General features: G+C 64.8%; 24 protein-coding genes. 14 read left to right on the top strand and 10 right to left on the bottom strand.

The window, feature by feature from the left end:
- Positions 1 to 58: 58 nt before the first annotated feature.
- Together BMX92_RS06575 and BMX92_RS06570 are read left to right on the top strand one after the other, a co-directional pair.
- The gene (locus tag BMX92_RS06575; protein ID WP_093013690.1) at positions 59 to 1057 is read left to right on the top strand and encodes a FecCD family ABC transporter permease; all 999 of its coding nucleotides are present in this window, start codon (positions 59 to 61) and stop codon (positions 1055 to 1057) included.
- Positions 1051 to 1830 (top strand): ABC transporter ATP-binding protein, encoded by a 780-nt coding sequence (locus BMX92_RS06570; RefSeq protein WP_093013687.1) that lies wholly within the window; start codon positions 1051 to 1053, stop codon positions 1828 to 1830. The genes BMX92_RS06575 and BMX92_RS06570 overlap by 7 nt, the downstream gene beginning before the upstream one ends.
- A gap of 97 nt (positions 1831 to 1927) precedes the next feature.
- On the opposite strand, the gene BMX92_RS06565 is transcribed toward BMX92_RS06570, so the two are convergent.
- The gene (locus BMX92_RS06565; RefSeq protein ID WP_256213295.1) at positions 1928 to 3133 is read right to left on the bottom strand and encodes a penicillin-binding protein activator; all 1206 of its coding nucleotides are present in this window, start codon (positions 3131 to 3133) and stop codon (positions 1928 to 1930) included.
- An 11-nt stretch (positions 3134 to 3144) separates the two neighbouring features.
- Here BMX92_RS06565 and rsmI point away from each other — a divergent pair, with 11 nt between their 5' ends.
- The 4 genes from rsmI (at position 3145) to BMX92_RS06545 (ending at position 6138) form a co-directional block, all read left to right on the top strand.
- Positions 3145 to 3987, top strand: a complete 843-nt coding sequence (gene rsmI / locus BMX92_RS06560) for a 16S rRNA (cytidine(1402)-2'-O)-methyltransferase (RefSeq protein WP_093013681.1) — start codon at positions 3145 to 3147, stop codon at positions 3985 to 3987.
- A complete protein-coding gene (locus BMX92_RS06555; protein WP_093013678.1) occupies positions 3984 to 4337 on the top strand; it encodes a YraN family protein in 354 nt (117 codons plus the stop codon). The genes rsmI and BMX92_RS06555 overlap by 4 nt, the downstream gene beginning before the upstream one ends.
- Before the next feature lie 105 nt (positions 4338 to 4442).
- Complete coding sequence (gene gshB / locus BMX92_RS06550) at positions 4443 to 5417, top strand: glutathione synthase (RefSeq protein ID WP_093013675.1); 975 nt, start codon at positions 4443 to 4445, stop codon at positions 5415 to 5417.
- 121 nt (positions 5418 to 5538) lie between these two features.
- Complete coding sequence (locus BMX92_RS06545; RefSeq protein WP_093013672.1) at positions 5539 to 6138, top strand: DedA family protein; 600 nt, start codon at positions 5539 to 5541, stop codon at positions 6136 to 6138.
- Positions 6139 to 6282: 144 nt separating this feature from the next.
- On the opposite strand, the gene BMX92_RS06540 is transcribed toward BMX92_RS06545, so the two are convergent.
- Both BMX92_RS06540 and BMX92_RS06535 read right to left on the bottom strand, forming a co-directional pair.
- Positions 6283 to 6576 carry a hypothetical protein gene (locus tag BMX92_RS06540; protein WP_256213294.1) on the bottom strand — a complete coding sequence of 98 codons (294 nt, stop codon included), beginning with the start codon at positions 6574 to 6576 and terminating at the stop codon, positions 6283 to 6285.
- A gap of 103 nt (positions 6577 to 6679) precedes the next feature.
- On the bottom strand, positions 6680 to 7570 hold the full coding sequence (locus tag BMX92_RS06535) for a tyrosine recombinase XerC (protein WP_093013669.1): 891 nt from the start codon (positions 7568 to 7570) through the stop codon (positions 6680 to 6682).
- 454 nt (positions 7571 to 8024) lie between these two features.
- On the opposite strand from BMX92_RS06535, the gene BMX92_RS06530 reads away from it, so the two are divergent.
- From BMX92_RS06530 to nadA, 5 genes are all read left to right on the top strand, one after another.
- Positions 8025 to 8855 carry a 23S rRNA (adenine(2030)-N(6))-methyltransferase RlmJ gene (locus tag BMX92_RS06530; RefSeq protein WP_093013666.1) on the top strand — a complete coding sequence of 277 codons (831 nt, stop codon included), beginning with the start codon at positions 8025 to 8027 and terminating at the stop codon, positions 8853 to 8855.
- A gap of 231 nt (positions 8856 to 9086) precedes the next feature.
- Positions 9087 to 9965 carry an MBL fold metallo-hydrolase gene (locus BMX92_RS06525; RefSeq protein WP_093014018.1) on the top strand — a complete coding sequence of 293 codons (879 nt, stop codon included), beginning with the start codon at positions 9087 to 9089 and terminating at the stop codon, positions 9963 to 9965.
- Complete coding sequence (locus tag BMX92_RS06520; protein WP_093013663.1) at positions 9950 to 10660, top strand: DUF4230 domain-containing protein; 711 nt, start codon at positions 9950 to 9952, stop codon at positions 10658 to 10660. Before BMX92_RS06525 ends, BMX92_RS06520 begins: the two co-directional genes overlap by 16 nt.
- 75 nt (positions 10661 to 10735) lie before the next feature.
- Positions 10736 to 11506, top strand: coding sequence for a hypothetical protein (locus BMX92_RS06515; protein WP_093013660.1), 771 nt, complete (start codon positions 10736 to 10738; stop codon positions 11504 to 11506).
- A gap of 84 nt (positions 11507 to 11590) precedes the next feature.
- Positions 11591 to 12571, top strand: coding sequence for a quinolinate synthase NadA (gene nadA / locus BMX92_RS06510; RefSeq protein WP_093013657.1), 981 nt, complete (start codon positions 11591 to 11593; stop codon positions 12569 to 12571).
- Here the strand turns inward: nadA and BMX92_RS06505 are convergent.
- Both BMX92_RS06505 and BMX92_RS06500 read right to left on the bottom strand, forming a co-directional pair.
- Positions 12568 to 12957, bottom strand: a complete 390-nt coding sequence (locus BMX92_RS06505; protein ID WP_093013654.1) for a type II toxin-antitoxin system VapC family toxin — start codon at positions 12955 to 12957, stop codon at positions 12568 to 12570. The genes nadA and BMX92_RS06505 overlap by 4 nt on opposite strands.
- On the bottom strand, positions 12954 to 13298 hold the full coding sequence (locus BMX92_RS06500) for a type II toxin-antitoxin system Phd/YefM family antitoxin (RefSeq protein WP_256213293.1): 345 nt from the start codon (positions 13296 to 13298) through the stop codon (positions 12954 to 12956). The genes BMX92_RS06505 and BMX92_RS06500 overlap by 4 nt, the downstream gene beginning before the upstream one ends.
- On the opposite strand from BMX92_RS06500, the gene nadC reads away from it, so the two are divergent.
- Positions 13297 to 14145, top strand: a complete 849-nt coding sequence (gene nadC / locus BMX92_RS06495; protein ID WP_093013648.1) for a carboxylating nicotinate-nucleotide diphosphorylase — start codon at positions 13297 to 13299, stop codon at positions 14143 to 14145. The genes BMX92_RS06500 and nadC overlap by 2 nt on opposite strands.
- Positions 14138 to 14959 carry a ribonuclease T2 family protein gene (locus BMX92_RS06490; protein ID WP_093013645.1) on the top strand — a complete coding sequence of 274 codons (822 nt, stop codon included), beginning with the start codon at positions 14138 to 14140 and terminating at the stop codon, positions 14957 to 14959. The genes nadC and BMX92_RS06490 overlap by 8 nt, the downstream gene beginning before the upstream one ends.
- On the opposite strand, the gene BMX92_RS06485 is transcribed toward BMX92_RS06490, so the two are convergent.
- Together BMX92_RS06485 and BMX92_RS06480 are read right to left on the bottom strand one after the other, a co-directional pair.
- Positions 14960 to 15382 carry a DUF4112 domain-containing protein gene (locus BMX92_RS06485; RefSeq protein ID WP_093013643.1) on the bottom strand — a complete coding sequence of 141 codons (423 nt, stop codon included), beginning with the start codon at positions 15380 to 15382 and terminating at the stop codon, positions 14960 to 14962.
- A 42-nt stretch (positions 15383 to 15424) separates the two neighbouring features.
- Positions 15425 to 16921: an ABC transporter substrate-binding protein gene (locus BMX92_RS06480; protein ID WP_093013640.1), complete on the bottom strand. Its 1497-nt coding sequence runs from the start codon at positions 16919 to 16921 to the stop codon at positions 15425 to 15427.
- Between the two features lie 142 nt (positions 16922 to 17063).
- Between BMX92_RS06480 and BMX92_RS06475 the strand changes: the two genes are divergently transcribed.
- On the top strand, positions 17064 to 18497 hold the full coding sequence (locus BMX92_RS06475) for a porin (protein WP_093013637.1): 1434 nt from the start codon (positions 17064 to 17066) through the stop codon (positions 18495 to 18497).
- A 457-nt stretch (positions 18498 to 18954) separates the two neighbouring features.
- Here BMX92_RS06475 and rplL read toward each other — a convergent pair whose 3' ends face one another.
- The 3 genes from rplL to BMX92_RS06460 all read right to left on the bottom strand — a co-directional run bounded on the left by rplL (position 18955) and on the right by BMX92_RS06460 (position 20623).
- A complete protein-coding gene (gene rplL / locus BMX92_RS06470) occupies positions 18955 to 19329 on the bottom strand; it encodes a 50S ribosomal protein L7/L12 (RefSeq protein WP_093013634.1) in 375 nt (124 codons plus the stop codon).
- Positions 19330 to 19399: 70 nt separating this feature from the next.
- Positions 19400 to 19915 carry a 50S ribosomal protein L10 gene (gene rplJ / locus BMX92_RS06465; protein ID WP_093013631.1) on the bottom strand — a complete coding sequence of 172 codons (516 nt, stop codon included), beginning with the start codon at positions 19913 to 19915 and terminating at the stop codon, positions 19400 to 19402.
- Positions 19916 to 20272: 357 nt separating this feature from the next.
- Positions 20273 to 20623 carry a hypothetical protein gene (locus tag BMX92_RS06460; protein WP_093013628.1) on the bottom strand — a complete coding sequence of 117 codons (351 nt, stop codon included), beginning with the start codon at positions 20621 to 20623 and terminating at the stop codon, positions 20273 to 20275.
- Positions 20624 to 20703: the final 80 nt, after the last annotated feature.

Raw genomic sequence — 20703 nt, 5'->3', positions numbered from 1 at the left:
TCCTCGCAACTGCCTTCGCAGGAACACGCTGCTTTGCCAATCGACAAGGCGCGTGTCCATGACCGCACGCCGCCATCATCCGCTGCTAATTCCCGGCTTGTTGCTGCTGGTTATTCTCGCGGCGTTCGGATCGATCCTGCTCGGCGCGGTGTCGCTCAGTCCGGCGCGGATCGCGGCAGTGTTGACCGGCGGCGGCGATGAGGTCGCGCGCGCCATCATCCTCGACCTGCGCCTGCCGCGCATGGCGCTGGGGCTGATCGTCGGCGCGATGCTGGGCGTGTCGGGCGCGGCCTTGCAGGGCTATTTGCGCAATCCGCTTGCCGAACCGTCCGTGCTGGGCGCGTCCAATGCGGCGGCGCTGGGGGCAGTGTGCGCGCTCTATTTCGGGCTGGCGCAACTGCATCCGCTGGCGCTGCCCGTGCTGGCGATCACTTCCGCGCTGATTGCGATCGGTGCGCTGTTCCTGCTGTCGGGATCAGCGGAAAGCCCGCTGACGCTGATCCTGGCCGGTATCGCGGTGGCGACGCTGGCGGGCGCGGGGATCAGCCTGTCGCTGAATCTGTCGCCCAACCCCTTTGCCGCGATGGAGATTATGAGCTGGCTGATGGGGAGCCTGGAAAATCGCAGCTATGACCATGTCTGGATCGCTTTGCCCTGTGTCGCGATCGGCGCGGCGCTGCTGATCGCCGACGGGCGGACGCTGGACGCGCTGACCTTGGGGGAAGAAGGCGCGCAGGCGCTGGGCGTCAACCTGTCGGCCGCGCGGTTGCGGATGATGCTGGGGGTGGCGATCGGCGTGGGCGGCGCGGTGGCGGTGTCGGGGGCGATCGGCTTTGTCGGGCTGATCGTGCCGCATCTGGTGCGGCCGCTGACCGATCGCTCGCCCTCGGCGGTGCTGCTGCCTTCGCTGCTGGGTGGCGCGGCGCTGCTGACGCTGGCGGATATCGGCGTGCGGCTGATCCCGACCAGCAGCGAACTCAAGCTGGGCGTGGTGACGGCGCTGCTGGGCGTGCCGGTCTTCCTGATCCACCTGATGCGGGAGAAGCGGCTATGGTGACGTTGCGCGCGGAAAATCTGTCCGTTCGCCTTGGTCGCCATGCGGCGGTGCGGGATGTGGATGTGACGCTGGAACCGGGCGCGCTGGTCGGCATCATCGGCCCCAATGGCGCGGGCAAATCGACACTGATCCGCGCGCTGCTGGGGCTGACCAAAGCGCAGGCGGGGCAGGTGACGATCGACGGTCAGGATGTGGCGCGGCTGGACCGGCAGGCGATTGCGCGGTCGGTTGCCTATTTGCCGCAGGGCCAGACTTTGCACTGGCCGCTGAGTGTCGAGCGGCTGGTGGCGCTGGGGCGGCTGCCGCATCTGGGGCCGCTGTCTCGCCTGACGGCTGCGGATGATGCCGCGATCGAAGCGGCGATGGCGCGGGCCGATGTGCTGCACCTGAAGGGCCGGATCGCGACCGAATTGTCGGGCGGGGAGCGTGCGCGGGTGTTGCTGGCGCGGGCGCTGGCGGTGGGGGCACGGGCGCTGATCGCCGATGAGCCGCTGGCCGCGCTCGATCCGGGGCATCAGATCGACGTGATGGATCTGTTGCGGGAGGAAGCGCGCGGCGGGGCGCTGGTGGTGACGGTGCTGCATGATCTCAGCATGGCGGCGCGCTATTGCGGCCGGCTGCTGCTGATGGAGGGCGGCGCGCTGGTGGCCGATGCCGCGCCGATGGATGTGCTGACGCCGGAAGCGCTGGCGCGGGTCTATGGCGTAACCGCGCGGATCGAGCAGGCGGGCGATGGGCCGATGATCCTGCCGATGGGGCGGGTTAAGCTATGAAGTCCGTTCGCCCTGAGCTTGTCGAAGGGCCGCCCTTCTTTTGAAGAGAAGAGCAGGGCTTCGACAGGCTCAGCCCGAACGGTTTGAAATTGGATTGTTACTCCCCGAAACCGCGCGGGGCCGGATCGACCACTGTTGACGCGCCGGCGCCCACTTCATTCACCTCCAGCGCGCGTTCGGCGATGCCCTGCCGGTTGAAGCGGAAGGCGCCGTCGATGCCGGAAAAGCCGCCTGCGTCGCGCAGGCGCGCGGCGGGGAAGGGCGAACCGGGCTTCCAGTCCTGCGCGATCCGCACCGTCAGCAGCACCGAATCATAGCCGAGCGAGGAGAGGCGGAAGGGCGCGGCGCCATAACGGGCGCGATATTTGGTCGCGAGCTGGCGATAGAGCGTGTCGGAGACGCTGGCAAACCATGCCCCGCGCAGCACGGGGCTGGCGGCCAGCGACGTGTCGGTGTTCCACAGCTCCGTGCCCAGCAGGCGGGCGGTGGCGCCGCCATTCTTGCGCACGATCGGCGCGACCTGCAACGCCACCCGGCCGCTGTCGGCGATCAGCAGCGCGTCATAGCTGGAGGAGGCCTGCAACTTCTTGACCGCCGCTGTGATGGAGGCGGGCGACCGGTCGAAGCTCTGCATCGACACCACCGTTCCGCCGGCCTGTTGCACTGCGCGCAGCAGGGCATTGCCCGCCCGCTCGCCATAGGTGCCGCGCGGCACCAGCGCGCCGAAGCGGGTCAGCCCCTTGTCCTTGGCGAAATCGACCACGCGGTCGATCGACTGGGCGGTGTTGTAGCCCAGCACATAGACGCCGCCGCCGGCAATGCTGGCGTCGTTGGAGAAGCTGACGACCGGTACGTTGGCGCGTGCGGCGATCGGCCCGATCACGCGGGCATCCTCCGCCAGCAACGGGCCGAGGATCAGGCGGTTGCCGTCGGCCAGCGCCTTGTTCACCGCGGCAGCCGCGCCCAGCGCGGTGTCATAGGTGGTGATGCGGACCCGGTCCGTCTTGGTATCCAGCAGCGCCAGCGTGGTGGCGTTGGCGATCGACTGGCCCACGCCCGCATTGGTGCCTGTCATCGGCACCAGCAGCGCGACGCGATGGCGCGCCGTGTCGGTCGGCAGGCCCTGCACCACTTCGGGGCCGGTCGGCTGGGCCGGGCCGGTCGGGGTGGTGGGGGCTGGCCCCTTGGGCACGATCGATGAACAGGCGGCCAGGAACAGGGCCGTTCCCATGAAGGCGATCCGCGCGCCCCTTTTTACGGCGGCGAACATGTTTGCTTGCCGGGGGGCATCCGTCTCTGTCATCTGGCGTCCTTATGGAAACTGAACCTTCAGGGCTTGAACCCGGGCTTTATATCGTTGCTGGGCCAATCGGCAACCTTGGTGACCTTACGCCGCGCGGGGCGGAAGTCCTGCGGCTGGCCGATGTGGTCGCCGTGGAAGATACACGGGTGAGCGCGCGCCTGCTGCGCCATGCGGGGTCCGACCGGCCGATGTTGCCCTATCATGATCATAGCGCCGATCATGTGCGCATCCGCCTGATCGAGCGGATGGCGAGCGAATCGGTGGCTTTGCTGTCGGATGCAGGGACGCCGCTGATTTCCGATCCCGGTTACAAGCTGGTGCGCGATGCGCGGGCGGCGGGGCGCAAGGTAACGACGCTGCCCGGACCCAGCGCGGCGATCGCGGCGCTGACGCTGTCGGGCCTGCCGACCGATCGCTTCCTGTTCATGGGCTTCCTGCCGAACAAGGCGAAGGCGCGGGGCGATACGCTGGACGAAGTGGCGGGGCTGCGGGCGACTTTGGTCTTCTATGAAAGCGGGCCGCGCCTGTCGGAAAGCCTGTCGGCGATGGCGGCGCATCTGGGCGATCGCGACGCGGCAGTCAGCCGGGAAATCAGCAAGGCTTATGAGGAGACGGCGACGGGCACGCTGTCCGAACTGTCCACCCGCTATGCCGATGCGCCGCCCAAGGGCGAGATCGTCGTCATCGTGGGGCCGCCAGGCGAAGCGCCGCCGGCGAGTGCGGAGGATGCCGACGCTGCCCTGCTGGAGGCGATGACGCGCCTGCCGGTGTCCAAGGCGGCGGGGGAAGTCGCCAAGAAATTGGGACTCGACCGGCGGACGCTGTATGACCGGGCGATGGAATTGAAGGGGTGAACAGGCAGCAGGCGGAGAAGCGCGGGCGGCAGGCCGAACGCATCGCCGCCTGGTGGCTGCGTCTGAAAGGCTGGCAGATTGTCGGTCGGCGGATGCGAACCCCGGCGGGCGAGGTGGATCTGGTCGTGCGGCGCGGATCGATGCTCGCCTTTGTCGAGGTGAAGGCGCGGGGCAGCGCGGCAGAACTGGACGTCGCCATCGACGAAAGGCGGCTGGCGCGGGTGGCGAAGGCGGCGGAAATATTGTGGCACGACCTCGCAAAACCCGGCGACGACATGCGAATCGACGTCATCCTCCTTGCGCCGGGCCGCGCGCCGCGCCATCTGGCCAATGTCTGGCATGGGGGGTGAAATATCACGCCCCGTTCGGGCTGAGCTTGTCGAAGCCCAGCCCTTTTTCTTGAAGAGAAGTGCGGCCCTTCGACAGGCTCAGGGCGAACGGAAAAAGGAACGTAGATGACCACATTCAACCCCCTGACCGTCGCCATGCAGATGGACCCGATGGAAGGGATCAAGATCGCGGGCGATTCGACCTTTCACATCATGCTGGCGGCGCAGGCGCGGGGGCACCGGCTCTATCATTATCTGGCGCCCGACCTGACGTTCCGCGACGGCCGCGTGCTGGCCAAGGCACGGCCGGTCAACGTCCAGAAGGTGCAGGGCGATCATTTCGCCTTTGGCCCCGAAGAAATTCTGGACCTAGGCCGCGATGTCGATGTCGTGTGGATGCGGCAGGACCCGCCCTTTGATTTGAGCTACATCACCGCCACCCATTTGCTGGAGCGGGTGCAGGCCGAAACTTTGGTGGTGAACGATCCCGCCAGTGTCCGCAACGCGCCCGAAAAGCTGTTCGTGCTGGATTACGCCCGCTTCATGCCGCCGACGATGATCACGCGCGATCTGGCCGAGGTGAAGAGCTTCCTGGCCCAGCATGGCGAGATCGTGGTGAAGCCGCTTTATGGCAATGGCGGCGTGGCGGTGTTCCATGTCGGCAAGAATGGCGCGAACCTGTCGTCTCTGGTGGAACTGTTCAAGGCGTCATGGGTCGAGCCTTTCATGGTGCAGGCCTTCATCCCCGGCGTCGCGGAAGGCGACAAGCGTATCGTGCTGGTCGATGGCGAGGTGGCGGGCGCGGTCAATCGCATTCCCGGCGCGGGCGAGATCCGGTCCAATCTGGCGGTGGGCGGATCGGCGGCCAAGACGCAACTGACCGACAAGGAGCGCGAAATCTGTGCGGCCATGGGGCCGGAATTGAAGGCGCGCGGCCTGCTGTTCGTGGGGATCGACGTGATCGGCGGGGAATGGCTGACGGAAATCAACGTAACGTCGCCGACCGGAATCGTGTCGATCGATGCGTTTGATGGCACCGATACGGGCGGCATGATCTGGGACGCGATCGACGCCCGGCTTGCGGCGCGGGCGGCGGCTTGATCCTGATGCACAATATCCGTCATGCCAGCGAAGGCTGGTATCTCTCTTCTCCCTGTTTCGAGGTTGAGCAGAAAAGGGAGATCCCAGCCTGCGCCGGGATGACGGGGTGTGGGAAGAGGCGATGACCGACTGGGTTCTCCGCCTGATCGATGCGGGGGGATATTGGGGCATCTTCTTCCTGATGATCCTCGAAAATGTCTTTCCGCCGATCCCGTCCGAACTGATCATGGGCATTGGCGGCATCCGCGTCGGGCAGGGGCGGATGGATATGGAGTGGCTGCTGCTGGCCGGGACCATCGGCACCACGATCGGCAATTATTTCTGGTATCTGGTCGGCCATATATTGGGTTTTAAGCGCCTGAAGCCGCTGGTCGACCGCTATGGCCGCTGGGCGACGCTGGAATGGCGGGATGTCGAGGCGCTGGACCATCTGTTCGGCAAATATGGCCAGATCGTCGTCTTCGTCTTCCGCTTCATGCCCGCGTTCCGCACGATGATATCGCTGCCCGCAGGCCTGTTCCGCATGGGGCATGTCCGGTTCCTGCTGTGGACGACGGGCGGGGCTTTGGTGTGGAACCTGATCCTTGCCTATGCCGGCTATCTGCTGGGCCAGAATTTCCGCCATATCGACCATTATGTCGGCCCGGCCGCGACCGCCTGTGTGATCGGGGCCGTGGTGATCTATCTGTGGCGGCTGGCGACCTGGCGGCCGAAGGGATGAGAGCCGGTAAGGATTTTTCCTAAAGAGAGATGAGATTGCTTTGACCCGTGCCGTCATTGCGAGCGCAGCGAAGCAATCCAATGGTGCGCTCATGGATTGCTTCGCTGCGCTCGCAATGACGATGCTTAATGAAGGCGATTCACGCTAAAAGGGCAATTTGATGCCCACCATGACCCGCTGCGATGTGGTGCCGTTGCCGAAGCTCTGGCTTTCGGCGTGGACATTGCCCTTCACCTTGCCGAACAGGCCGAATTCCGCGCGGCCGAGCGGGGGTTCCGCCTTGCCGACCGGTTCACGTTCGATCCGCTGGCTGCTCCGCCGGGCGGTCACGACGATGGCGTTGGCGTCCGGTGAAGGCTGCATCTTCTTCAGGTCGAAATCGGGCGGGATGTCGCCCGCGCCGACGCTTTGCAGGGCCAGGATCAGACGCAGCATCATCGCAAGTCTCTCACCATCATGGAGTCGCGGGTCAGTCTGACCGGGGAATGCGGCGGATTCGTGGCGACCTTCGGCCCTGACCCGCCGCTTGCCCCTTGGCAGGCTACGCCCTGGGATGGGCGTTGCGATAAATGTCGAGCAGGTGCGCGGCGTCGACCTGGGTATAGACCTGTGTGGAGGACAGGCTGGCATGGCCCAGCAACTCTTGCAGGCTGCGCAGGTCGGCGCCGCGCCCCAGCAAATGGGTCGCGAAACTGTGGCGCAGCGCGTGCGGCGTGGTCCGGTCCGACAGGCCCAGCCGACCGCGCGCGCCCTGTACCGCGCGGCGGATCAGCGCGGCGGACAGCGGCCCGCCGCGGGCGCCCCGGAACAGCGGCTCGTCGCGCGCCGGGGGATAGGGGCACAGGTCGATATAGGTTTCGATCGCCTGCCGCACCTGTGGCAACAGCGGCACGATCCGCGTCTTGTTGCGCTTGCCGGTGACGCGCAGCGTTTCGCCCAGCGGCATGATGTCGCCTTGCAGCCCCATCGCCTCGCCGATGCGCAGACCCGCGCCATAGAGCAGCAGCAGCACCGCCCAGTCGCGCGCGCCGATCCAGCCCTCCCGCGCGGTTTCGGCAATGTCCTGCGCCAGCGCCATCGCCTCGTCCGGGGAAATGGGACGGGGCAGGCCGCGCTTGACCCGCGGTCCCTTGAGCTGGGGCACGCGGCCCTCCTCACCGCCGACGAATTTCAGGAAGCCGCGCACGGCGGAGAGTTCGCGGGCGGCCGACAGATTGCCGATCCCGTCCATCCGCCGACTGGTGAGGAAGGCGCGCAGGTCCGCCTGATCCAGAGTGGCGAGTGCCGACGCCTCGATCCTTTCGCCGCGATGCTCTTCGAGGAAGGCGATCAGCCGCTCGGCCGTGGCGACATAGGCGCGCACCGTATGGGTGGAGCGGCGCCGGTCGAGTGCCAGATACTGGCGCCAGCGTTCGGGCAGGGCGGCGGTCATGTCGGAAATCCCACGCTTAACTTCGCATATGTCCCGTGAGTTTTGATATTTCGGAACAAATGTTGGAAATATTGTTGCGAGGGACGGTGTGGCGTGGAGGGGAGTACGAGCATGGGGCGGAGACTAGCAGAGGGGGGCCGGGTAGGACAGGTCGGGGGCGGGGGATCGCCCCACGCGCAGCGCCAAGAGGATAGCCCCCACCCCAACCCCTCCCTTAAAGGGGAGGGGCTAAGATGGCTCGATCTGGACAGTCTCTGTTTTCGATAAAGATCGCTAACTCTCACTTAAGACCTTACGCCGAAGCGCCTTGGAGGTTTCCGCGCAACCGCATGCAAGCACCGGATTGGCTGCTCGATCCTTCCTCCCGCCCGGCAATAGCGGCGCTGCCATAACTTCGCTTTGCAGAAGGTCCGGCAGTTCGTCTAAAGGCCGGTCGTCAGGATTTTGAACCACCATGAATTATCGCCATTCCTTCCATGCCGGCAACAGCGCCGATGTCGTGAAGCACAGCCTCCTCATCGCTCTGGTGCAGGCCTTGCAGCAAAAGCCGGGCGCGCTGACCCTGATCGACACCCATGCCGGTTGCGGGCTGTACGACCTTGGCGGCGACGCAGCGCAGCGCACCGGCGAGGCGACGGGAGGCGTGCTGCGGGCCTTTGCCGACGCGAATCCCTTGCTGGACGACTATCGCGCCGCCGTGCGGGCGGTGAATGCGGGGGACGAGCCGCGGCTTTACCCCGGCTCGCCGCGCTTTCTGGCGCAGCTTTTGCGGCCGCAGGATGGGCTGATCCTCAACGAAAAGCATCCGGAAGACGCTTATACCCTGCGCGGCGTGATGCGGGACACTGGCGCGGCGGTGCATGAACGCGACGCTTATGAACTGTGGCTGGCCATGGTGCCGCCCCGCACCGCGCGCGGCGTGGTGGTGGTCGATCCGCCCTATGAGCAGACGGACGAACGCGCGCGCATCACCGCCACCCTCGCCGCCGCGCATCGCAAATGGGCGCATGGCGTGACGGTGATCTGGTATCCGCTGAAAGACGGCGCCGCGCACTGGCATTGGAAGAAGCAGTTGCGCAAGCTCGGCATCCCGAAAATGCTGCTGGTGGAGCATTGGCTTTATGACAGCGAGCAGCCCGGCATCTATAATGGCGCGGGCCTGTTTATCGTGAACCCGCCTTATGCCTTCACGCAGGCATTGCCGCCCATGTTGGAAGCGTTGCGCGCGGCGTTGGCGCCCGAAGGGCATGACGGCGAGATCATAGCCGACTGGTTGGGGGATTGAGATAAACGCGCAGCCCGAATGACAAATTGGGGCGTTAGCGGCTATTGTCTCCTCTCCCATCGGGAGAGGAAGGGGCCCGCTCGGCGCAGCCGAGTGGGAAGGTGAGGGCGGTCATATCGGCACCCTGCCGCCCTCACCCTTCCGCCGCTGCGCGGCTCCCTCCCTCTCCCGATGGGAGAGGGATAGTCCCGCCACCCTTGAAATCCGCCCATAAATGGGCACATGGGGCATATGGCACCTCCTTTCGATCCGGCCGACCTGCCGACCGGCGTTCTGATGCCGCTCAGCCCTCTGGTTCATCGCGTGCTGGCGCCCAATCCGTCGCCTTTCACCTATACGGGCACGCAGACCTATATTGTCGGCGGTGATGCGGTGGCGGTGATCGATCCGGGGCCGGACGATGCCGATCATCTGGCGGCGCTGATCGCGGCGATTGGCGGGCGGCCGGTGGTGGCGATCCTGTGCACCCATACCCATCGCGACCATAGCCCCGCCGCGCGGCCGCTGAGCGCCTTGACCGGCGCGCCGGTGATCGGCTGTGCGCCGCTGACGCTGGATGATGACGGGCCGCGCGCCGATGCGGCCTTCGATGCGGACTATCGCCCGGACCGCGTGCTGGGCGATGGCGAGCAGGTCGGCGGGCCGGGCTGGACGCTGGCGGCGGTGGCGACGCCGGGCCATACGTCCAACCATCTGTGCTTCGCGCTGCTGGAAGAAAAGGCGCTGTTCAGCGGCGATCATGTGATGGGCTGGTCCACCAGCGTCATATCCCCGCCCGATGGCGACATGAGCGCCTATATGCGGTCGATGCAATTGCTGCTGGGGCGGGACGACATGATCTATTATCCCGCGCATGGCGAGCAGATCGACAATCCGCAGCGGCTGGTGCGCGGCATGATGGGTCATCGCAAGCAGCGCGAGGGGCAGATACTCCGCTTTCTGGAGCGCAACGGCCAGAGCGCCATTCCGGACATGGTGGCGGAAATGTACAAGGGCGTCGACCCGCGCCTCTATGGCGCGGCCGGGCGATCGGTGCTGGCGCATCTGATCGATCTGGATGGCCGGGGCATCGCGGCGCCGGCCGGGGACGGGCAATGGCGGATGCGTTGAGGCGCTATGCCGGGCCGATTGGCGCGGCGCTGCTGATCCTGTTTGTCGGCGCGGCGATGCTGGTCGGCTGGCAGAGCTATAATCGCGACTATGTCGTCACGGTCGAGGATGACGGGTCGGCGGTGACGAAGATCATCGCGGAAAAGATCGGCGGGACCAGCGACCTGCGCGTGTCGCGGCTGAACGGCACGATCCAGAGCACGGCGCAGGATGTGCGCGGCTTTGGCTGGCTGAAATCCGATCAGGTGGTGAAGATGCCCTATTCGGTCGATTATTTCATCGACCTGTCGGGCCTGTCCGCCGGCGATCTGGAATGGGACGAGAAGGCGCGCACGCTGATCGTCAACGCGCCGGACGTGAAGCCGGATAAGCCCAATGTCGATGAGGCGCGCCGCACGCTCGTAAAGACCAGCGGGCTGTTCGTGACGCGGGAGGCGGGCGAAGAATTGAGCCGCAAGGCCTCCGTCCATGCGCAGGCGCGGGCAGAGGCATCGGCCCGGTCGCCCGAACGCATGGCGCAGGCGCGCGAATATGGGCGCACGGCGATCGCCAAGGTCATGGGCGCGCCGCTGGCCGCCATGGGCTTTGGCGATGCGCGGGTGATCGTGACCTTCCCGCCGGAGCGGAAGAATAATAGTCGCGACAAATGGGACGTGACGACGCCGATCAACCAAGTGCTTGAAAAGCATCGTTGATAGAAAATCCTGCCTGAATTGACGCTTTCCTGCCGAAAATGCTATTTTCGGCCATAGCAAAATTCGGGGGGTGATATGGCGACGCAGGTGCAGGCGGCGACTGTCTTCGAGCGGGAGCATCGTTTCTTCTTCGTCACGGCCTGCCTGATGGCGCTGGTGCTGGTGGCGGGATTTTCCACCAATATTGCGCTGGGTCGTTCGACCTTTGCGGTGCCGCCGATCTTCCATCTTCATGCCCTTGTCTTCTTTGGCTGGGTGGTCCTGTATCTGGCGCAGACCGGGCTGGTCGCGACCGGCTCCATGGCGTTGCACCGGCGGCTGGGCTGGCTGGCGCTGGGCTGGGTGCCGGCGATGATGATCCTGGGCATAGCGATATTGCTGACCATCTTGCGCAGGACGGGTGGTCCCTTCTTCTTTGCGAAGAATGAATTTCTGTTCGGCAATCTGACGGGGCTGGCGACCTTTGCGGGGACGGTTTTCTGGGCGATCGGTCTGCGGCGGCGGACGGACTGGCACCGGCGGCTGATGCTGGGGGCTATGGCGGGGCTGACCGGGCCGGGCTTCGGTCGGCTGCTGCCCATGCCGTTGATAATGCCATGGGCCTGGTGGATATCGGCGGTGCTGTTTCCGGCCCTCTTCATCGTGGCGGGCATGATCGCCGACCGGCGCCGTCTGAGGCGGGTGCATCCGGCCTATCTGTGGGGGCTGGCGCTGCTGGCCGGGGGGCAATTGGTGGCGCAGGCGATCGCCTATAGCCCCGTCGGCTATGCCGTGACGGATGCCGTGACCGCCGGAACGCCCGGTGCGGCGCGGGCGATGCAGGCGCAATGGCCATCCCGGCCCTGATTCCCTTGATCCCGGACCCTTGCCCGACTATCTGCCGTCGCAGGGTAGTAATCGGAGACTAACGACGTGGATGCACGCGGTGGCATGGGCGGCAGCTTGCAGGGGCTGGACCTGCGAGCGGAGATTGATCGGCTGCGCAAGGAGCGCAACGCCGTCATCCTCGGCCATTATTACCAGTCGCCTGAAATTCAGGACCTGTCCGATTTCGTCGGCGACAGTCTGGAACTGTCGCGCAAGGCGGCGGAGACGGACGCGGACGTGATCGCTTTTTGCGGCGTGCGCTTCATGGCGGAGACGGCGAAGATATTGTCGCCGCAGAAGATCGTCGTGCTGCCGGACATGGATGCGGGCTGTTCGCTGGAGGACAGTTGTCCGCCCGCCCAGTTCAAGGCGTTCCGCGAGGCGCACCCGGATCATATTGCGCTCAGCTACATCAACTGTTCGGCCGAGGTGAAGGCGCTGTCCGATATCATCGTGACATCCTCTTCCGCCGAGAAGATATTGGCGCAGATCCCCAAGGATCAGAAGATCATCTTCGGCCCGGACAAGCATCTGGGCGGCTATCTGAAGCGTAAGCTGGGCCGCGACATGCTGTTGTGGCCGGGCGTGTGCATCGTGCATGAGGCGTTCAGTGAGACGGAACTGCTGAAGCTGAAGGCCGTGCATCCGGACGCGCCGATCGCCGCGCACCCCGAATGTCCGCCCTATATCGTCGACCATGCCGATTATGTCGGGTCGACCAGCGGCATTTTGGACTTTGCCAAGACGATGCCGGGCGACACGCTGATCGTGGCGACCGAGCCGCATATCATCCACCAGATGCAGAAGTCCGTACCGGACAAGACTTTCATCGGCGCGCCCGGTGCGGACGGCAACTGCAACTGCAATATCTGCCCCTATATGGCGCTCAACACGATGGAGAAGCTGTATCTGTCGCTGCGCGATTTGCAGCCGCGGATCGAGATGGACGAGACGCTGCGGTTGCAGGCGAAGAAGAGCCTGGACCGGATGCTGGAAATGGCCAGCGGCACGGTGGGGCAGGGGGATGTCGGGGCGCGGCCCTAATCCCAGAGCATTTTGCAGGGAAAATCATGGAAGGCCTTGTCGCAGGTGAGTAGCGTCAGGCCTTCCAGTTCCGCCTGCGCGGCGAGCAGGCGATCGAACGGGTCGCGGTGGGGCAGGTCATAATTCCCCGCATGGACAGCGTGGCTCATGGTCACATCGAGCGTTATGAAGCCCTCATCGGCCACTGCGGCCTCGAAGTCTTCGATTGTAACGGGGAGATCGATGCCGCGCGTACGATTCTTCGTGGCGACCTCCCAACCCGTTGCCGCGCTGACGAAAATATCGTTCAGTGGATCATTGAGCGCGGCATAGGCGCGCGTGCCCAGTAATTTTGGATAGCGTGCCCACCACCAGATCAGGCCGTGGGTATCCAGCAGGCATCTCAATCGTCCCGTCCTTCCCAAAGACGAAGCTCTTCTTCGGGGAGCGGGTCGAAAAATGCGCTATCATCGACTACAAACTGCCCTTCGAAACGTCCCGGCCGCCGTTGCGGTCGCTCTTCGACGATCGGCACCAATTTCGCATAAGGTTTGCCAGCCTTTGCCAAAATGATTTCTTCGCCCGCATGCGCGCGGTTCAGCAACTTGGAAAAGTGCGTCTTGGCGTCATGGACGTTGATGATCTGGGTCATGCGAGAAAAGTGGACTAAGTTGTGGACTAAGTCAATCACGCTAGCGTTTCGTGAGGGGTTTGCAGGGATGCGCCAGATGGCTAGAGAAAGCGCCATGACCTTTTCCCTCCCCGGTTTCGATCTCGACGCCTTCGTCGCTGCGACCCTTGCCGAAGACCTTGGCCCTGATGGGCGCGATGTTACCAGCGAGGCGGTCATTCCGACCGATGCGGTGTTCGACGGGGTGATGGACAGTCGGGATGCGGTAACGCTGGCGGGATTGCCGATTGCGGTCGCTTTCTTTCGTGCGCTCGATCCCGATGTGGAGGTCGAACTGCTGCATCAGGATGGCGATCGGGTCGCGGCGGGGACCGACATCCTGCGCATTCGGGGCAAGGCGCGGGCGATGCTGACGGCGGAGCGATCGGCGCTCAATACGGTGCAGCATCTGACCGGTATCGCCACCATGACGCGCGCCTATGTCGACGCGATCCTGGGCACGGGTGCGACCCTGCTGGATACGCGCAAGACCATTCCGGGCCTGCGCGTCCTGGAAAAATATGCCACGCGCATGGGCGGGGCGACCAATCATCGCATGGGCCTGTGGGATGCGGCGATGATCAAGGACAATCATGTCGCCGTCGCCGGATCGGTCGAGGAGGCGGTGCGCCGCGCCGTGGCCGCCGGGGTCGAACGCATCATCGTGGAGGTCGACCGGGTCGACCAGATCGAACCGGCGCTGGCCGCCGGGGCGACGCATCTGCTGCTCGACAATATGGACGCGCCGACGCTGCGCGGAGCGGTGACGCTGATCGGCGGGCGGGTGCCGACCGAAAGTTCGGGCGGGGTCACGCTGGAGACGATCCGCGCCAAGGCGGAAACCGGCGTTACCTATATCAGCGTCGGCCGCCTGACCCAATCCGCCCCTGCCGCCGATATCGGACTGGATTTTGCCTATGCATAAGCTGATTTTCGCCTTCCTTCTGGCCGCCATGCCCGGCACGGCGCTGGCGCAGGCCGCCTATTGCAGCGCGCCCAGCCAGCCGGCGCGGCCCGAACCGGAACTGCCCAGCGACAAGGAGCCCAAGCGCGTCCTGCCGATCGGCAGCTACACGCTGGCGATCAGCTGGTCGCCGCAATTTTGCGCGACGGCCAAGGGGCCGAAGAACAGCGTCCAGTGCGGTGGCCGCAACGGCAAGTTCGGCTTCACGCTGCATGGCCTGTGGCCCGACGGCTATGGCAAGGAATGGCCGCAATATTGCCGCGCGACCGATATCGTGCCGCGCGCGGTGATCCGCCAGAATATGTGCGCCACGCCATCGGCCCAGCTGATCCAGCATGAATGGGCCAAGCATGGCACCTGCATGGCGACCAAGCCGGAACTCTATTTCAACCTGTCGCGCGCTTTCTATGAATCACTGCGCTATCCCGACATGGGGGCGCTGTCGCGGCGCAAGAATTTGACCGCCGGGCAATTTGCCGAGGCCTTTGCGCGGGCGAACAAGGGGATGAAGGCGAACATGATGCGCGTCACCACCACGCGCGACAATATGTTGAGCGAAGTGTGGCTGTGCATGGATCGGGCGCTGGAATTCGCCCGTTGCCCCGCGCATCAGGGCGGGGCGGCCGACAGCGCCTATGTCAAGATCGCGCCGGGGCCGAACATCCTGAACCCGCGCCGTCCGGTGCCGCCGCCGACCAACCCGACCAAGCGGCCGGGGCTGATCCTGGATCTGGACCCCAATACCCAGCCGCTGGGCAATAGCGCCGGCGAATGATCAAGCGTCGATCGTCACCGTCGAGGGATGGTGGCGATCGAGATGCTTGCGGATGATGCGCAGATTCTTCGTGTTAGACTTGTAGAGAAAGTCGAAGATATCGCCAGCGAACGGAATGGCGCCGACCAGCGTGTCGACCCCGACATTGGCGGCCATGCGGGTGATCTGCCATTTCGACATGCCGAGGTTGCGCGCTTCCCAGACGATCCACGCGCCCATCGCGGCCGTGGCGAGATCGCCCACCACCGGGATCAGCCCGACGAGGCTGTCTAGGCCGACGCGACGCCTGGTGCCGGGGATGACGAACAACCCCTCCAACAGCGCTTCCATCGTTTCGATCCGGCGGCGGATTGACGCGGGATCATTGCCGAAGCCGGGCATGTCCCGGACGATCCGGTCGAACTGATTCTGCGAAACGGCCATCTGCCTCTTCTCCTGAAACCCGTTTCCGACGGGCGCATGACCTTAGTTGGTGCTGCGGAAGAGATGATTCAATGGATGGCGCGCACGGGCCGAAGGGAGGAAGCCGGTCAGCCGCTTCGACACCAGCGACCAGCGCACCGGCGCGCCGAGCGCGATATAGCCATTATGCGCGACCATCAGCGCTTCGGCGGCGGCGATGCGGGCGGCGCGCTCGTCCGGCGAGGAGGCGAGGCTGGCGGCCTGTAGCTGGGCATCGGCCTGATCGCTGCAATGGATTTTGCGCGCGCAGCCGACCCGGCCGAGATACCAGAGCGCGCTGTCATAGGCGGCGACTTCGTCCACCAGCCGCAGGTCTGCCTCCGCCGTGATCGCCACCCGTTGCGTCGGCAGGCCGACTGCGCCCAGATCGCGGCGCAGCATCGCGAAGAGCAGGGTGGCGCCCGGCCCCTTGGGCAAAGCGATGCGCAGCGGCGGCGGCGCGCCATGGGTCGCCACCCAGCGCTTGACGCTGGCGGCCGCATTGCCGCGTCGCTCCTCCAGCGGCAGGGCAGCCCAGTCGGGCGCGGTGGGTGGTCGGCCAAGGTCCATCTGGTCCGGCATGATCCGGTCGCTGGTCGCCCAGCCGCCCAGCGGGAACATGGCCGGCAACTGGCTGCGGTCGATCGCCATGTTGATCGCGGCGCGAATGCCGTCATCGTCCAGCAGCTTGCCCTCGCCCGTCACCGCCAGCCCCAGCAGGCCCTGCACCGGATCGATGCGCACATTGTCCCGATCGATCCCTGCCGGGACCAGCAGGGGCAGGTCGGTGAAGCGCCCGCCCAGTAGTAGCGCGGAATCCCGTTCGCGAAAGCGGATGATGGCCAGCGCGGCGCGTTCCGCGCGCACAACGCGGGTCTGCCAGACCGGCGGCGCGTCGCCCTGATCCTCATCGGCATCGTCGCCGCTGCTGCGATCGACGGGGGTCAGGACGACGGCGCCATCCTGTTTCGTTCGGCGATAGGGGCCGGTGCCGCCATCGCGCGAAAGGACGGCCATCTGCGGCTGGGCCAGCATCTGGAGCACATAGGGGCGGGGCGCCGCCAGCCGGATTTCGATCACTTCGCCCGTCATCGGGATGACGGCCTGCACCGCATCCAGCGGGCCGTCGGGGTCGAGCAGGCGCAGCGATTCGATCCGCGCCATCAGCATGCGCGCGACATCGGGCGCGGTGACGCGGGCGCCATTGGCCCAGAAGGCGCGGCGCAGGCGGAAGATATAGGACCGGCCATCATCCTGCACGATCCAGCGCTGGGCGAGGGCGGGCAATATGTCGCCGCTGGCGTCGAAGGCGACCAGGCCCTGTGCCGTCGCCTCCAGGATCAGCTTGGCGCCGGGATCGGGCAGATGTTGCAGCGGTTTCGCAAAATCGTCGCGATCACCGACTACGCTGACGACAACCGGGCCGCTGCCCTCGTCCGAACATCCGCCGAGCGCGAGGGCGAGGCTGGCCCCGGCGATCAGGGCGGCGCGACGGCGCAGGAAAGGGAGAACGGCGAACATGCAGGAACAGGCTTAGCCCGGCGGAGCGCTGCCGCCAACCGGGATCGGATCATTTGAGAATGTCACAAAACTGACATTCGATCGACGCTGACTTGTAACAGAAAATTCATACTGGCGTCGGCGAACAGGGGAAGAGACGGAAATGACGCTGCGAACGCGACTGGCCGCCGGCACCGCGCTGGTGATGCTGATGACATCCACGCCGGTTGCCGCGCAGGCGCCGGACAATGCCGCCCTGCAACGCCAGATCGATGAGCTGAAGGCGCAGGTGCAGGCGCTGACCGTCGCACTGGCCGCCAACAAGGCGGCGTCGCCGGTTGCGGCGGCTCCAGCGCCCGCCGGGGAAGCTGCTGCGGCACCGGTCGCTCTTGCCGCTGCGCCTGCGCCGCCAGTGGCTACCCCGGTATCGGCCGCGCCCAAAGCCAAGGCCTGGTATGAAAAGCTGTCGCTGCGCGGCTATACCCAGATGCGCTATAATGCTTTCCTGTCGGGTGACGACAGAGCCCCTTCTGGCCAGTCCCGGCTGCGGTCGGTGCATGACGGTTCGATATCGGATCGGGGCGGCTTCTCGCTGCGCCGGGCGCGGCTGGTGTTGCAGGGCGATGTGTCCGATCGGGTATCGCTCTACCTCCAGTCCGATTTCGCTTCGGCGGTGAATAATCAGGCGGGCAGCGAGCGGCGCGAGGGCTTCGTCCAGTTGCGCGATGCCTATGCCGATGTCTTTCTGGACGATGCGAAGAGCTGGCGCGTGCGCTTTGGCCAGTCGAAGGTGCCGTTCGGCTGGGAAAATATGCAATCCTCGTCCAATCGCCTGACGCTGGACCGCAGCGATGCGATCAACAGCGCGGTGCCCAGCGAACGCGATCTGGGCATTGTGGGCTATTATACGCCGCCGTCGGTGCAGAAGATCTGGGATCGGCTGGGGCATGACGGGCAGAAGCTGTTCGGCAATTATGGCGCGTTCGGCGTCGGCGTCTTCAATGGGCAGGGCACCAACCGGACCGAACAGAATCGCGGGCTGATGAAGGTGGCCTTCGCGACCTGGCCGTTCGAACTGGATGGGCTGGGCGAGGCATTTGAGGGGCAGGTGTTCGAAATCGGCGGATCGGCGATGATGAACGATGTGCAGCCCGAATTGCGCAGCGGCGGGGTGAGCGCGATCGCCTATGACGATGATCGTGTCGGCCTCCACGCCATGCTTTATCCCCAGCCCTTCGGCATTCAGGCGGAATGGAATTGGGGGAAGGGTCCGGAATTCGACCTTGGCAGCCAGTCGATCGAGACCAAGAAGCTGCGCGGCGGCTATGTGCAGATGATGTATCGCCTGCCGACGGACTCGATCGGCGCGCTGATGCCCTATGGCCGGTGGCAACATTATCGCGGCGGATGGAAGGCGGGCACCAATGCGCCCCGTCTGGAGACGGATGAATTCGAACTGGGTGTCGAATGGCAGCCGTGGAAGGCGCTGGAATTCACCTTCGCCTATGCCCGCATGAAGCGCGCGGAAGCGGATGAGCGCCGTACGGGTCGCGCGGAAGGCGACCTGATCCGGACGCAGGTGCAGTGGAATTATTGAGCGGGCTGATTTGAAGGGAAGGCGACGGTCTGCATTTTGTTGCCCCTACCGCTTGCGGGAGGGGTGGCGAGACTTAATGAGCGTAGCGAATTTAGTCGCAGCGGGGTGGGCATTTGCAACGTTGCGCTTGCCTACCCCCTTGATGGGAGTCACCTGCCTTCCGTCTACGGGAGGGGGCAAGGTCGGCTTTTGGCCGTAAGCCATCATTTCCTTTTCGTCACGCCGGGTTTGATCCGGGAGCCCGCTGTCTTCTCCAGCGCCGGATAGGAGTGGGGCCTGGATTGCATCCGCGGTATTTCCATGATGGCAAAGTCTGATGCGCGCGCCGCTCACGCACAGGCCAAAGGTCCCCACCTCAAACAGACACAAAAAAGGCGGCAACCCGAAGGCGCCGCCTCTTTGTCCGGCTGGACCGGATCGGTTCGCCCCGAAGCGCGTGGCTCCGGGGCTGGCCCGATTACTTCAGCTCGACGGTCGCGCCAGCTTCTTCCAGCTGCTTCTTGACCTTCTCGGCCTCGTCCTTGTTCACGCCTTCCTTGACGGCCTTCGGCGCGGCTTCCACCAGAGCCTTGGCTTCGGTCAGGCCCAGGCCGGTGATGGCGCGAACTTCCTTGATGACGTTGATCTTCTTGCCACCGTCGCCGGTCAGGATCACGTCGAATTCGGTCTGCTCTTCAGCAGCCGGAGCAGCGGCGGCAGCGGCCGGGCCGGCAACGGCGACGGCAGCAGCGGCGCTAACGCCCCACTTTTCTTCCAGAGCCTTCGACAGCTCGGCGGCTTCGAGGACAGTGAGGGCCGAGAGCTGGTCGACCAGAGCGTTGATGTCTGCCATGATATATTTCCTTTTTTGGGGCGAAAATGCCCCGTCAGATGAGGGTCAAAAAAAACGAAGGAGGGACGGCTCAGGCCGCTTCCTTCTCCGCATAGGCGTTGAAGACGCGCGCAAGCTGCGCAGCCGGCGCCTGGGTGACGGTTGCGAGCTTGGTAGCCGGGGCGACCAGAAGGCCGACCAGCTTCGCACGCAGTTCATCCAGCGACGGCATCGATGCGAGCGCCTTGACGCCCTCCGCATCGAGCAGCACTTCGCCCATCGCGCCGCCAACGATCTCAAGCTTGTCGTTGGTCTTGGCGAAATCGATCGCAACCTTGGCGGCTGCAACCGGGTCGACCGAGGTGGCCAGGCCAACCGGGCCGGTGAGCAGGTCGCTCAGGCCGGTGTAGCTGGTGCCATCAAGGGCGATACGGGCGAGGCGATTCTTCGTAACCTTGTAGGTTGCACCGGCATCGCGCATCTTCTGGCGCAGGACAGTCGACTGGGCGACGGTCATGCCGAGGTTGCGGGTCACGACGACCACGCCAACTTCTGCCAGCTCTGCGTTCAGCGCGGAAACGACCTCAGCTTTCTGATTACGATCCATGCCATTACTCCACTTCATGTTCGCTTCGCCTGGACAGGCCCAAGCGAACGGCTAAACCCACGCCTGACGGCATGGGGCACTAAGTCCGAAGGGGAGAGATCGACTGGCCTATCCTCAAAAGGAAACAGGCAGACCCGAATCGGGCGCTTGGCCCGTCCGGTAAGAACTTTTCCCCGTCTAGGCTGGAGATTAAGAAGGGCATATTCCCTTCACCAACTGTCTCGGACGGAGGGTTCCGAGGAACCCGCTGGGCGCGCCTTTAGGAGAAAAGGGGAGCTTTGTCACGCGGAAAGTGGGTTGGGGGGGCGACCAGTTGCGGCCGTGCTTTGAAGTGCCAAGCGATCCGCGAAGCAGCCGTTAAGCTGGCTTGGCTTTGAATTTCTGCCAGCGCTTTTCTAATCCGCTGTCGTTGATTTTCGCGGTCGGCCTATCCATCGAAACTAACCATTTGTGGACTGCCTCACGCGCGAACACTTGCCCCTCGGGTGTTAGCGTAGAAAACTTAATGGTCAGCGTGGGCGACCGATCAATGGCTGTGCGGTCCACTACCATTCCCTTGGCGACAAGGAATTCGGCAAGAACATACTGCGTCTCAGCGGCCTGCCGATGCCATCCGCCATCGTCTGTGATTTGGTTTCCGTTGCCATCGTAGGTGGCAACTGGGGTGGACAGAATTCCCGGCACGTCAACGATATTGAAGTCGTTCATGGCCCATGATGTGCCGTATCTCGGTCCATGGCGCAATGACCGCTTTCCCTCGCTTGCAACTCAGAGCGGACAGCCTCTTA

Origin of the sequence: Sphingobium sp. YR768, from assembly GCF_900111125.1 — a bacterium.
Taxonomy (GTDB): domain Bacteria; phylum Pseudomonadota; class Alphaproteobacteria; order Sphingomonadales; family Sphingomonadaceae; genus Sphingobium.
This window is presented reverse-complemented; position numbering and strand designations above follow the sequence as displayed.

Bases quoted from the DNA above. Each gene is read 5' to 3' on its own strand.
- nadA (WP_093013657.1), top strand. From the start codon at position 11,591: ATGGGCGGCAGCTTGCAGGGGCTGGACCTGCGAGCGGAGATTGATCGG.
- BMX92_RS06490 (WP_093013645.1), top strand. From the start codon at position 14,138: ATGCATAAGCTGATTTTCGCCTTCCTTCTGGCCGCCATGCCCGGCACG.
- BMX92_RS06480 (WP_093013640.1), bottom strand. From the start codon at position 16,921: ATGTTCGCCGTTCTCCCTTTCCTGCGCCGTCGCGCCGCCCTGATCGCC.
- BMX92_RS06515 (WP_093013660.1), top strand. From the start codon at position 10,736: ATGGCGACGCAGGTGCAGGCGGCGACTGTCTTCGAGCGGGAGCATCGT.
- rsmI (WP_093013681.1), top strand. From the start codon at position 3,145: ATGGAAACTGAACCTTCAGGGCTTGAACCCGGGCTTTATATCGTTGCT.
- gshB (WP_093013675.1), top strand. From the start codon at position 4,443: ATGACCACATTCAACCCCCTGACCGTCGCCATGCAGATGGACCCGATG.
- BMX92_RS06460 (WP_093013628.1), bottom strand. From the start codon at position 20,623: ATGAACGACTTCAATATCGTTGACGTGCCGGGAATTCTGTCCACCCCA.
- BMX92_RS06475 (WP_093013637.1), top strand. From the start codon at position 17,064: ATGACGCTGCGAACGCGACTGGCCGCCGGCACCGCGCTGGTGATGCTG.
- BMX92_RS06525 (WP_093014018.1), top strand. From the start codon at position 9,087: ATGGCACCTCCTTTCGATCCGGCCGACCTGCCGACCGGCGTTCTGATG.
- BMX92_RS06520 (WP_093013663.1), top strand. From the start codon at position 9,950: ATGGCGGATGCGTTGAGGCGCTATGCCGGGCCGATTGGCGCGGCGCTG.
- BMX92_RS06565 (WP_256213295.1), bottom strand. From the start codon at position 3,133: ATGACAGAGACGGATGCCCCCCGGCAAGCAAACATGTTCGCCGCCGTA.
- BMX92_RS06500 (WP_256213293.1), bottom strand. From the start codon at position 13,298: ATGGCGCTTTCTCTAGCCATCTGGCGCATCCCTGCAAACCCCTCACGA.
- BMX92_RS06530 (WP_093013666.1), top strand. From the start codon at position 8,025: ATGAATTATCGCCATTCCTTCCATGCCGGCAACAGCGCCGATGTCGTG.
- BMX92_RS06540 (WP_256213294.1), bottom strand. From the start codon at position 6,576: ATGATGCTGCGTCTGATCCTGGCCCTGCAAAGCGTCGGCGCGGGCGAC.
- BMX92_RS06545 (WP_093013672.1), top strand. From the start codon at position 5,539: ATGACCGACTGGGTTCTCCGCCTGATCGATGCGGGGGGATATTGGGGC.
- BMX92_RS06535 (WP_093013669.1), bottom strand. From the start codon at position 7,570: ATGACCGCCGCCCTGCCCGAACGCTGGCGCCAGTATCTGGCACTCGAC.
- BMX92_RS06575 (WP_093013690.1), top strand. From the start codon at position 59: ATGACCGCACGCCGCCATCATCCGCTGCTAATTCCCGGCTTGTTGCTG.
- BMX92_RS06485 (WP_093013643.1), bottom strand. From the start codon at position 15,382: ATGGCCGTTTCGCAGAATCAGTTCGACCGGATCGTCCGGGACATGCCC.
- nadC (WP_093013648.1), top strand. From the start codon at position 13,297: ATGACCTTTTCCCTCCCCGGTTTCGATCTCGACGCCTTCGTCGCTGCG.
- BMX92_RS06570 (WP_093013687.1), top strand. From the start codon at position 1,051: ATGGTGACGTTGCGCGCGGAAAATCTGTCCGTTCGCCTTGGTCGCCAT.
- rplJ (WP_093013631.1), bottom strand. From the start codon at position 19,915: ATGGATCGTAATCAGAAAGCTGAGGTCGTTTCCGCGCTGAACGCAGAG.
- rplL (WP_093013634.1), bottom strand. From the start codon at position 19,329: ATGGCAGACATCAACGCTCTGGTCGACCAGCTCTCGGCCCTCACTGTC.